The 9,909-nt window shown below is 56.8% G+C and carries 8 protein-coding genes; 6 read left to right on the top strand and 2 right to left on the bottom strand.

Annotation, left to right across the window (positions count from 1 at the left end; all coding sequences use genetic code 11):
• Positions 1–122: 122 nt before the first annotated feature.
• Both HY768_04785 and rfaE1 read right to left on the bottom strand, forming a co-directional pair.
• Positions 123–1,199, bottom strand: coding sequence for a 3-deoxy-D-manno-octulosonic acid transferase (locus tag HY768_04785; GenBank protein MBI4726529.1), 1,077 nt, complete (start codon positions 1,197–1,199; stop codon positions 123–125).
• Between the two features lie 124 nt (positions 1,200–1,323).
• Positions 1,324–2,328: a D-glycero-beta-D-manno-heptose-7-phosphate kinase gene (gene rfaE1, locus HY768_04780; GenBank protein MBI4726528.1), complete on the bottom strand. Its 1,005-nt coding sequence runs from the start codon at positions 2,326–2,328 to the stop codon at positions 1,324–1,326.
• 317 nt (positions 2,329–2,645) lie between these two features.
• On the opposite strand from rfaE1, the gene HY768_04775 reads away from it, so the two are divergent.
• From HY768_04775 to recO, 6 genes are all read left to right on the top strand, one after another.
• Positions 2,646–3,650: a PhoH family protein gene (locus HY768_04775; GenBank protein MBI4726527.1), complete on the top strand. Its 1,005-nt coding sequence runs from the start codon at positions 2,646–2,648 to the stop codon at positions 3,648–3,650.
• 48 nt (positions 3,651–3,698) lie between these two features.
• Positions 3,699–4,103, top strand: coding sequence for a DUF2784 domain-containing protein (locus tag HY768_04770; protein ID MBI4726526.1), 405 nt, complete (start codon positions 3,699–3,701; stop codon positions 4,101–4,103).
• A 141-nt stretch (positions 4,104–4,244) separates the two neighbouring features.
• On the top strand, positions 4,245–6,476 hold the full coding sequence (locus tag HY768_04765) for an HDIG domain-containing protein (GenBank protein ID MBI4726525.1): 2,232 nt from the start codon (positions 4,245–4,247) through the stop codon (positions 6,474–6,476).
• Between the two features lie 21 nt (positions 6,477–6,497).
• Entirely contained in the window at positions 6,498–6,926 is a 429-nt protein-coding gene (gene ybeY, locus HY768_04760) for an rRNA maturation RNase YbeY (protein ID MBI4726524.1), read from the top strand.
• Between the two features lie 36 nt (positions 6,927–6,962).
• Positions 6,963–8,333 carry an HlyC/CorC family transporter gene (locus HY768_04755; GenBank protein ID MBI4726523.1) on the top strand — a complete coding sequence of 457 codons (1,371 nt, stop codon included), beginning with the start codon at positions 6,963–6,965 and terminating at the stop codon, positions 8,331–8,333.
• A 13-nt stretch (positions 8,334–8,346) separates the two neighbouring features.
• On the top strand, positions 8,347–9,084 hold the full coding sequence (gene recO / locus HY768_04750; GenBank protein ID MBI4726522.1) for a DNA repair protein RecO: 738 nt from the start codon (positions 8,347–8,349) through the stop codon (positions 9,082–9,084).
• The last annotated feature ends 825 nt before the right edge of the window (positions 9,085–9,909 follow it).

Below are 9,909 nucleotides of genomic sequence, written 5' to 3'. Positions count from 1 at the left end.
TCTTCCAATCGTTTGATCTTCTTCATACCGGAAGTTTACCATATTTTTACCGGGGTTGCTATCAAAGAACTCGTTTACTGCCAACTACTTCAGCTCGCCACCAAGTTCGATTTTACCCACACTCATTGGAGAAGAGCCAATTTTTCCGCCACCAATTCCGCCGCGACCTTGGAAACTCCACGTTTGGAATCCACCAGAACCCGGGCTTTCTCCCCGGCCGCTTTCCTTTTTCCGGGATCCTTAAGCCAGATGATCAGTATTTTTCCCAATTCCCCGGCATCGTTCACCCGCACCGCTCCGCCACATTCCAAAAGACCTTCAGTGCTTTCCCTGGCGTTGAACATGTGGGGGCCGAAGATCACCGGAAGTCCCAGGGCCGCCGGTTCCAGGGGGTTGTGCCCTCCCACCGGAACCAGGCTGCCGCCGACGAAAGACAGATCGGAGGCCGCATAGGCATTGACCAGCTCGCCGATGGTGTCCAGCAGCAGGACCTGGAACCCGCCTGAGGTGCGGGAATTCTTCTGATCGCTCCTTTTGACATATTCAAGGTTTTGGGAACTTATCAGCTTTTCCACCTCGGAGAACCGCCCCGGATGCCTTGGCGCTATAACTAATTTTACATTTTGAATTTTGAATTTTGAATTTTGAATTACCTGCTGCCAGGCCCCCAGAATCATCGCCTCCTCGCCCTCCCTCGTGCTGCCAGCCGTAAATGCCAGATCCCCAGCGCTTAATCCAAAATCCTTTCTCAATCCCTGTTTTTCAGCTGCCGAGACCGGGCCCTTGATCCCATCGTATTTCAGGTTGCCGGTGACGGTCACGATCTCCTGCCGCGCCCCCAAGGCCAGGTAGCGTCCGGCATCCTCCCGGCTTTGGCAGGCGACGAGCTGAAGAGTGTTCAAAAGCGGCCCGAACAGGAAGCGCAGGGCATGGTAGTATTTAAAGGACCGGGCGGAAAGCCGGGCGTTGACCAGGAACACCGGAATATTTTGCTTCCGGCACTGCCGGATCAGGTTGGGCCAGATCTCGGTCTCGGTCAGGATCAGGACGCTGGGGGATGTTCTCCTGACGGCCAGCTTTTGGGAAAACCAGAAATCCAGGGGAAGGAAAAATATCTGGTCCGCCTGGGGGAACAGCTCGGCGGCCCTTTTTTGCCCGGTGGCGGTCATGGTGGAAAGAACGATGCTTTTTTCGGGCAACAGCGATTGCAGCTGGGAAAAGTGCGGTGGCCAAAGGTCATGACTCCCAGCAAATATGGCCATCCCAAAAGGAGGGCCATAAAGGTTGCCAGATGGTAACATCCCATTCCCAAGGCGAAGATCATCACCAGTTCCTCAAGGCTTGTTTCAATTCTGCGGCCGTTACTTCCGCCACTCCGAACTTGGAGACCTCCACCCCGGCCGCATGGTTAGCTATAACCGCCGCCTCCAAAAAGCTGGCCCCGGCGCACAGGGCCAAAGTGGCCGCCGCGATCACGGTGTCGCCGGCCCCGGAGACGTCATAGACTTCGCGGGCAGCGGTGGGTATCCGGAACACTTTCCCCTTGCCGGCGGTGAAAAGATACATCCCCTGGTCGCCGGCGGTGATCAGCACCGCCTGGGCCTCCAGCCTCTCTATCAGGGATTGCCCGGCTTTGATGATGTCTTCGGGGGAGGAGATCTTGGCCCCCAAAGCCCGTTCGGCCTCGTGGATATTAGGTTTGAACAGGGTGACCCCCTTGAAATCCAGGAAATGGTTGAACTTGGGATCCACCGTGATAATTTTTTTATGTTTTAAGGCCAGTTCCAATGCTGCCTTGAGCACTTGAGCAGTTATCAGGCCCTTGTTGTAATCTTCGATCAGAATGGCGTCGGTTAAAGGGACAAGTTTCTCCAAGGCTTTGATCACGTTTTGCTGGGCGGAGGCCGAGATGTCCTGGCGGTGTTCCCGGTCCACCCGCACCACTTGCTGGTGACTGGCCACGATCCTGGTCTTGATGGTAGTGGGCCGCCCGGACTGTTTCACCAGCCCCAGTTCGGATATTTTCTTGGCTTGGAACTCCCGCCGCATCATTTTCTCGGCCCGGTCGCTGCCCACCGTCCCCACCGGAAAGGCCTGCCCCTTTAAGGCCGCTATGTTCCAGGCCACGTTGGCCGCGCCGCCCAGGTGGAACTCCTCCCGGCTGACCTCCACCACCGGCACCGGGGCCTCGGGCGAGATCCGGGAGACCGTTCCGAACAGGTATTCGTCCAGCATCAGGTCGCCCAGCACCACCACCTTGCGCCGGGCAAAGCCGCCTATGATCTGGCCGGCCCGCCGGGGGCTGATCTTGTATTTGCTTGGATTCATAAGGCTTTCCGTAAATTTACAAATTGGTTACTGCTGCGAAACAACGGCAGAAGCACCTTTTACCACGGAAGCACGAATTTATGAAGTGAATCATTGAACATCACTGAATTGATGCTATTCCGTGTTTCCTGAATTTCCGTGTTTCAGTGGTAAGTTTCCCAGCATTTCAGGCTCCGTTCTTTATGTATCATAAACCACCGGATGCCCTGCTGTCAACCCTTTTTTATTTGGAATTTCCCCTTGCGTTATTTTTTTGCTTGTGATATATTATTTACTGGCGTTTACCAACTTTTACTGCATTGACATACCGTAAAAATATGACCAAAGAAATCAACGAAATAACCGAACGGATCTCCCTGGCCGGCATTGACCCGGTGAATCTATTGGGGCCGCAGGATTCCAACTTAAAGGTGATCCAGCATTCCTTCAAGGCCAAGATATTCGCCCGGGGCGACGAGGTGGTGATCAAGGGCTCGGCCGATGAGCTGGAAGCCATCACCTCGCTGATCCTCCATCTTAGGGTCCAGGTGGAATCCGGGGCGGTGCTTCAGGAGCGGGACATCGGCCTGGCCATCAGCCAGGCCCACCAGCGGCACAAGGACATCGAGGAGCGGGGGGCCGTGGCCTCCCTGGCCCTGAAGAAACTGATCCGGCCCAAATCTCCCGGCCAGTCCCAGTACCTGGAGGCCATCAAGAACAGCGACCTGGTGATCGCCATCGGGCCGGCCGGCACCGGCAAGACCTATCTGGCGGTGGCCGCGGCGGTGGCGGCGTTGAACGAGCGCCAGGTGGAGCGCGTCATATTATGCCGCCCGGCGGTGGAGGCGGGGGAATCCCTAGGGTTTTTGCCCGGAGATTTCAAGGACAAGATCGACCCCTACATGCGCCCGCTGTACGACGCCCTGTACGACCTGATGTCCCCGGAAAAGGTCCGCCGCTTCCTGGCCAACGACATCATCGAGATCGTGCCCCTGGCCTACATGCGGGGCCGGACCCTCAACAGCTCCTTCGTGATCCTGGACGAGGCCCAGAACGCCACCCGCACCCAGATGAAGATGTTTTTGACCCGGCTGGGCTTCAACTCCAAGGCCGTGGTCACCGGCGACGTTACCCAGATAGACCTGGCCCGGAACGACGGCTCCGGACTGGTGCACATCCAGGAGGTGCTTTCCCGGGTGGAGGGAATAAAATTCATCAACCTTTCGGAACGCGATGTGGTCCGGCACCACCTGGTACAGCGCATCATCCAAGCTTACCAGAGCAACAGCCAGGCCGAAAGCCGCGGCCAGAATCAGGACGAAAAGACCGGACCTTCCGATTAACGGCGGCCCATTCGAATTCTTAAGTGTCTAATCAAATCAAAAACCACCATGATGATCGCCGACATCGTAATGCTGATCCACTTCGCATTCATCGCATTCGTGCTTGGGGGACAGGGCATGATCATGATCGGATATCACCGGAAATGGAGATGGGCAACCAATCGTGTGATGATGAAGGTTCATATTGCATGCGTTCTATACGTGGTTGTCCAGGCATGGGCCGGCCAATGGTGCCCTCTGACGCTCCTGGAAAACAGATACCGAGCGGCGGCGGGACAAGAAGCATACAGGAGCTCATTCATCCGGGACTGGGTGGGGCGGTTGATCTACTACGATGCGCCTCTGTGGGTATTCACGATCATCTACACTGTCTTTGGCGCCTTGGCGATCATTTACTGGTGTTTGGTGGAAAGACGATGTGCCAGACCGGAAAATAAACCGCTTCGGTACTAAGAACTTATCCGTAATTAAATATTATGGCCTGAAGGCGGGCGATTTTACGTATCTTTTCGCATTATAAGGCTATTTACGGATAAGCTCTAAAATAGCCGGAGTTCTCTGAAATCTTTAGACTAAAAAATTTTCGTTCTTATTATGAAATTAGAAGTTAAAAACAAACTGCTCAAATTCTTCAAGGCCTTCTGGCCTTTGGACGCCCCGGCCCGCAAAAGGCAGATCTTCTGGCTTAAACGGGCCGCCATCGCCTTTGGCCTGCTGCTGATCGTAGCCAACTTGTTCTCCCCGGCCCGGCACGACGAACTGGAGCTGAAAGAAGGCGACATCAGCAATCACGACATAGTGGCCCCCTTTGACTTCCCGGTGCTGAAGTACCCCGGCGAACTAGCGGCCCAGCAGGACAGCGCCGAGCTTAACGTCTTGGCCATCGCCTACCGCAGCCCCGAAGTGGATAATAAGATATTGGGCGACATCGACCGCTTTCTGGTAAGGCTTTCCGACCTCCGGGAGGAGGATGAATACCTGGCGGTCAAAAAGAAAAAGTTGGAGAGCTGGAGACTGAACCTTTCCCCGGCTACCGTAAATCTGCTGTTGTCCCTGCCCGAGCTTTATCCCTTCCAGCAGGGGTTCCGCTCCATCTGCCGCCAGACGGTAACCGAAGGCATCCTACCCCTGACCGACCAACAGTCGCTGGAACTGGGGGATCAGATCATCATCCGGCAGCAGGACCAGCTGGTACGGACCCGGGTGCAGGACCTGGCCACTGCCCAGTCCCTGCCCCTTTTGATGAAGATCAAAAGCGAACAGGCCTTTCCCAAATCAGCCCCTTTGGCCCAGGCCGCCGCCGAGGCGGCCTCCGGAATACTGGTGCCTAACCTCAACCTTGACCTGGAGGAAGTAAACAACGCCCGTCTGCTGGCCCGCAGCAACGTGTCCCTGGCCGTGGGACAGGTGATAAAGGGAGAACGATTGGCGGCGGCCTATCAAAATATCGACGCTCCGGCGGCCCAAAAACTCTATTCCCTCAAGATGCGCCTGGATGAGATCGCCTTGTCTTCCCGGCGGGGCGGTTGGCGATATCTTTTAACCCTGCTCTCCCGGCTGCTGGCCCTGGGATTCTTCTTGGGGATCCTGATCATCTACCTCCACCGTTTCCGCCCCGAGATCTTCAACCATGATTCCCATCTGCTGCTTTTGGCCTCGGTGGTATTGCTGACCATGCTGGGCGGATGGGCGGTGCTGGGAGAACAGCGCCTCTCTCCTTATCTGATTCCGGCGGCGGTGGGCCCCATGATCATCAGCCTGATTTTCGATGTCACTTTGGGGGCGGTGGTGGCCATTACCGGAAGCCTGCTTCTGGGGGTGGTTACCGGTTTCAACTTTCCCCTGACCGTAGTGATGCTGGCCTCGGGCGCGGTGGCGGCCTTCGCGGCCAGAGATTTAAGGGGCCGGCTCAAGTTCATCGTCAAAAGTTTTCTGGCCATCAGCCTGATAAACATTCTGGCCATCGCCGCGGTGGAATACTTAAGGCAGGCGCCGGCCGAGCAGATCAAGCAGTCCTTGGCGCTGGGGCCGCTGAACGCCGCCCTTTCGGTGGCGCTGGCCCTGGTGCTGCTGCCGCTGTTGGAGGCCATCTTCCGGGTCACCACCGACTACAGCCTGCTGGAACTGGCCGATCCCGACCGGCCCTTGTTGAAGCGTCTTTCGCTGGAGGCCCCGGGAACATTCCAGCACAGCCTGCTGGTGGGGAACCTGGCCGAGGCCGCCGCCCTGGCCATCGGGGCCAACAGCCTGCAGTCCCGGATCATGGGCTATTACCACGACGTCGGCAAGCTGACCAAGCCGGATTACTTCATCGAGAACCAAAACACCGGAATCAACCGCCACGACGGACTGGCCCCCAAGATGAGCCACCTGGTGCTGGTCTCCCACGTCAAAGACGGAGTGGAGCTGGCAAAACAGAGACGGATGCCCCAACTGATAGTGGACGCCATCGCCCAGCACCACGGCACCACTCTCTCCAAATATTTTTACCTCAAGGCGCTCCAGACCAGCGAAGGCGGGGTGCTGGAATCCGACTTCCGCTATCCCGGACCTCGGCCTCAGTCCAAGGAGGTCGGGCTGGTGATGCTGGCCGACGTGGTGGAGGCCACCGTCAGATCGCTGAAGGACCACAGCGCCAAAAGGGTGCGCAAGGTGGTCCGGGCCATCATCGCCGAGAAGGCCAACCAGCTGGAGCTGGACGAGTCCAACCTGACCCTGCACGAGCTGAACCTGACCGGGGAGGCCTTCATGCCGGTGCTGACCGCGGTCTTCCATCCCCGGATCGAATATCCCCAGACCACCCTGCTGGAAGAAAAACCTCGTTAGCAATATAATTGCAAGCCTTATATGTCCGTTTGTTTCGAATTCCTTGTTCCCGTCCGGGACTTCAAACCTTCAGCCTTAAAGGCCCTGGTCAAAAGGATATTGAAGGAAGAATCCCGTCCGGGCTGTGACCTGACCGTGATCTTCACCGACAGCGCCCACCTGCGGAGGCTCAACCGCCGCTACCGGGGCCAGGACAGGGCGACCGACGTCATCTCCTTCGCCCTGCTGGAAGGGCCTAAAGCCTGTTGGACCCGGCCCAATCTGGGGGACGTATATATTTCTCTGCCCCGGGCCAGGCGCCAGGCTAAAGAATACCGCGCCACGGTCGAAGAGGAGATCAGAAGGCTGACCGTCCACGGGGTGTTGCATCTTCTGGGTTACGACCATAGCCGGCTCGGCCCGGCCCGCAAAATGCAGCGACGGGAAGAGTTCTATCTTTACGGGCACTAATCTGACAGCTTGAAACAAAAGGGAGATTTTTAAATCTTGGAAATTTCTATTTGGAGTGAACTGCTGCTGATCGCGGCACTGATATTTTTCAACGGACTTTTATCCGCGTCCGAGATCGCCTTGATCACGGTGCGCAAAAGCAGTCTTAAGGAACTGTCCCACCGCGGGGACCAAAGGGCCAAGTCGGCTTTACGGCTGCTGGAGGACCCCTCCCGGCTGTTTGCCACCATTCAGATGGGCGTTACCTTCCTGGGATTCCTGGCTTCGGCCGTGGCCGCCGTTTCCAGCTACAAGTTGGTTTCCCAGACCCTGGAGGATATTCCACTGGGGATCATCTCCCAGAACAGTCACCCCATCGCCCTGGCCCTGGTCACCGCAGTGGTCTCATTCTTCACCATCATCCTGGGAGAGCTTACCCCCAAGAACATCGCCCTCAAGCATTCCCAGTTCATAACCCTGCTGGTCGCCAGGCCCCTGGAATTCATGGCGGTTGCGGCCCGCCCGGCCATCTGGCTTTTAACCCGCGCCACCGACCTGACCCTCTCTATTTTCGGCATCAAGAAGGCCCAGCTTTCCTCCAAGATCACCGAGGACGAGATTAAGGCCCTACTTTCAGCCGGCCACGAACAAGGCGTGCTGGACCGCTCCGAGACCGAGATGATCCACGGGATCTTTGAACTGGGAGACAAAACCGCCCGGGAGATCATGGTGCCCCGGATAGATATGGTGGCGGCCCCATTCGGACTTCCCATTTTCAAGGCGGTCAAACTGATGGAGAAGGCCGGGCACACCCGGATTCCGGTCTACCGCCAGACCATAGATAACATCGTGGGCATCGCCTACGCCACCGACATCAACAAGGCTTTGCGCTCGGGAGTCAAGAACCAGCCGGTGGACGAACTGGCCCGCCCCGCCCATTTTGTTCCCGAGTCCAAAAAATTAGACGGCCTGCTGCAGGAATTCCAGTCCTGGAAGACCCACCTAGCCATCGTGGTGGACGAATACGGCGGCACCGCCGGCATGGTGACTTTGGAGGATGTGCTGGAAGAAATAGTGGGCGAGGTCCGGGACGAGTTTGATACCGAGGAGCCGCTGTTCCGCAAGATAGACGAGAGAACCTACCGGATCGACGCCCGGATAGACATCGAACAATTGAACGAAGCGCTGGGATCTGATTTTCCCACCGAGGGTTTTGAGACCCTGGGCGGTTTCATTTACGACATCGCCGGCAAGGTGCCGTCCTCCGGGGAAAAGCTCAAATGGCCGCAGTCCCAGCCGGCCTGGGAATTCACGGTGGAGGCGGTGCGCCAGCGGAGGATCATGGCGGTGAGGGCCAGGCGGCTGTTGAAGCTGCCCTCCAAACCCGGCCTTCAGGACGGCTCCGTCCAAACCGCCGCCACAGAGTGAATAGTGAACCCCGATGATCCAACGCACCGAAGCCATAATCCTTAAGACCCAGAACTGGTCCGAGTCCAGCCGGATAGTTCATGCCTTTACCCGGAACTTCGGCCGGATGAAATTCATGGCCAAGGGCGTCCGCCGCTCCAAAAGCAAGTTCGGGGCGGCTTTCGACCCCGGAACATTGTCCCAGGTGGTTTTTTACCGCAGCCTCCGATCCGAACTTCATACCGCCTCCGAAGCCTCCGTAGTTTTCTACCCCGGCCAGGGCCTTAAGGTCACGGATACGCTGAACTTCCTGGCGCCTGCTCTGGAAGTGGCCTACCGGGCCACCGACCTGGAGTCGCCGAACCTGGCCCTTTTCAACAATCTCAGCGTGCTGCTCAAGGCGCTGGAGCACAGCCCCAGTCCCCAACGCCCGCTGGCCGAGTTCTGCCTGGCCTCCATCAAGAACCTGGGATACCATCCGGTGTTGAACCGCTGTTTAGACTGTAAAAAGTTGGTTTGCGATGAGTTGTTTTTATTCTCGCTTTCACTGGGAGGACTGCTTTGCCCCGGTTGCGGCAAGAAACACGGCGAATCAGTGGCCCTGACCAGTCCGGTGCTGAAGGGACTTGATTTCTGGCAGCAGCACGACTATCTGCCGCCGCTGGATCCCGAGGATTCTTTGTTTCTGATCCGTCTCCTGGCCGAATTCATCAATCATCATCTTTCCGGACATTCCCGGCTGGTGTCGTTCAAGTATCTGCCCCGGGCCTGAGATTAAACCCAAAGGCAATATTTTGGACGCTGATTCACGCAGATTTTACTGATATTGTTTTATAGTGAACCTTGCAAAGCAAGAAGCCCCCAGCCATTGGCGGGGGGCTTTGTTATTGGCCTTACAGAAAAGATAAATGCCAGCGGCAGCGTTCATCATTGCTGACTACCAGCCGCCGCCGGGCTTTAACGCCAACGCGCTGAAAGCGCGGAGATATCAGCCTGCGTCTGAAGCCGCAGGCTGCGACCCATCGCCCCTTTGGGGCGGTCAGGAAGCGCCTGCCCGCCGCAGGAGGGAAGCGGGGTTGGGTTGCTCAGTTATCTCCGAACTCATCCCCCAACCCCTTCTCTTATTTATTTTTCAAGAGAAGGGGAGAAAGGGGTTGAGTTTTAAAGTTCTCCAGCCAGAGGCCAGCACTAAGCTGCCAGGCTGAGCCTGGTCGAAGCCCTGCTGTAGCGGGAACACACAGAATACAGAACCAAAGAACACAGAAAACGTTGAGATTACTGAGAAACACGAAAGCCGATGATGACGTAGTAGTTGACGTAGTAGTTGCGGAAGAACGGGTTGAGGATGTCCCGATTGTCAGTGCGGCAGTTGCCAGTAAGGTCGTACCACGAGCCGCCGCGCAACACACGCTTGTCGCCTTTTTCAGTCCGCCGCCTATCGTTATCGGCGGTTTTACCGCCGGTTGCGACCTTATTTTCCGGTCATTGTTTTTTGTTGTTTTATCCAGCCGCCCAGCATGCGGCCTATTTCATCCATACTGCGGGCCGCAAACTCATATGAGTTGAGCGCCAGGTGTTTTCTGTCTTTGGCTATTCT

It is taken from the genome of candidate division TA06 bacterium, assembly GCA_016208585.1.
GTDB lineage: Bacteria > Edwardsbacteria > AC1 > AC1 > EtOH8 > UBA5202.
This window is presented reverse-complemented; position numbering and strand designations above follow the sequence as displayed.

Coding starts and splice junctions, on each gene's coding strand:
- rfaE1 (MBI4726528.1), bottom strand. CDS start 2,328: ATGAATCCAAGCAAATACAAGATCAGCCCCCGGCGGGCCGGCCAGATC.
- HY768_04775 (MBI4726527.1), top strand. CDS start 2,646: ATGACCAAAGAAATCAACGAAATAACCGAACGGATCTCCCTGGCCGGC.
- HY768_04770 (MBI4726526.1), top strand. CDS start 3,699: ATGATGATCGCCGACATCGTAATGCTGATCCACTTCGCATTCATCGCA.
- HY768_04765 (MBI4726525.1), top strand. CDS start 4,245: ATGAAATTAGAAGTTAAAAACAAACTGCTCAAATTCTTCAAGGCCTTC.
- ybeY (MBI4726524.1), top strand. CDS start 6,498: ATGTCCGTTTGTTTCGAATTCCTTGTTCCCGTCCGGGACTTCAAACCT.
- recO (MBI4726522.1), top strand. CDS start 8,347: ATGATCCAACGCACCGAAGCCATAATCCTTAAGACCCAGAACTGGTCC.